At 65.8% G+C, this 1,269-nt stretch carries 1 protein-coding gene; it reads right to left on the minus strand.

The genetic code is table 11. The features are described 5' to 3' along the window. Nucleotides 1-839, minus strand: an 839-nt coding sequence (locus tag ORS3428_RS08665; protein WP_083355066.1) for a signal recognition particle protein, incomplete at its 3' end; no start/stop codon positions are given. Nucleotides 840-1,269: the final 430 nt, after the last annotated feature.

A 1,269-nucleotide genomic window follows, 5' to 3' on the forward strand; every position in this document is an offset into this window, starting at 1 on the left:
TCCATCTTTTCGCCGGTGCCGATCAGCTTGATCGGCTTGCCGGTGACGGCGCGCATGGAAAGCGCGGCACCGCCGCGGCCGTCGCCGTCCATGCGGGTGAGTACCAGCCCGGTGATGCCGACGCGCTCGTCGAAGCTCTTGGCGAGGTTCACGGCGTCCTGGCCGGTCAAAGAGTCGGCGACCAGCAGGATCTCGTGCGGCGACGACACCTTCTTGATGTCGGCCATCTCGACCATCAGCGGCTCGTCGATATGGGTGCGGCCGGCGGTGTCGAGGATGACGACGTCATGGCCGCCGAGCTTGGCCGCCTGCACGGCGCGGCGCGCGATCTCGACCGGGCTCTGGCCGGCGATGATCGGCAACGTGGCGACCTTAGTCTGCTCGCCGAGCTGGCGAAGCTGTTCCTGCGCGGCCGGACGACGCGTGTCCAGCGAGGCCATCAGAACCTTCTTGTTCTGCCGCTCGGTCAGCCGTTTGGCGATCTTGGCCGAGGTCGTCGTCTTGCCGGAGCCCTGCAGGCCGACCATCATCACGACGACGGGCGCCGGCGCATTGAGGTCGACGGCGACGCCTTCGGCGCCAAGCATGGCGACCAGCTCGTCATGGACGATCTTGACGACCATCTGCCCAGGCTTGATCGACTTCAGCACCGCGGCGCCGACCGCCTTCTCACGCACCTTGTCGGTGAAGGAACGCACCACCTCCAGCGCGACGTCCGCTTCGAGCAGCGCGCGGCGCACCTCGCGCAGCGCCGCCGAGACATCCGCCTCGGACAGCGCGCCGCGGCCGGTCAGGCCGTTCAGGATGGAGCCAAGACGCTCCTGGAGGGATTCAAACATTCTGCTTCCTTTTCCCTGGCATCCGGATGATGCCCGAGAGGTAGTGCGTTCGCGCCGGGTCGCCAAGCAAAAGCGCAAAGCCAAAAAGCACCCGGGGGCGCATCGCGCTGCCGGGTGTTGGCCTCCAGGATCGGTTTACAGCACTTGCCTCAAGAGGCTTCGGCGTCCTGGTCGGCTTTCGCGGAGAGTTACTCGTCGCGGAATTCGCAGGTGTCTAGACAGGAAATCGGCCCAAGAGTCAAGGTGCTGGGTAAACTAAGCCTTGCGCGATCGCCTGAAGTTGGCGCTGCCCCTGGAGTTTGTCCCTTCTCCCCGTTCTTCACGGGGAGGAGGTGCCGGCGGGCGGATGAGGGGCGGCGCCGGACTTCAACAGTTGGCCGCTGTCAGCACCAGTTCAAGCCAGGCTCTCCCCGTCCAGGATGCGTCTGTA

The organism is Mesorhizobium sp. ORS 3428 (assembly GCF_001854785.1).
GTDB lineage: Bacteria > Pseudomonadota > Alphaproteobacteria > Rhizobiales > Rhizobiaceae > Mesorhizobium.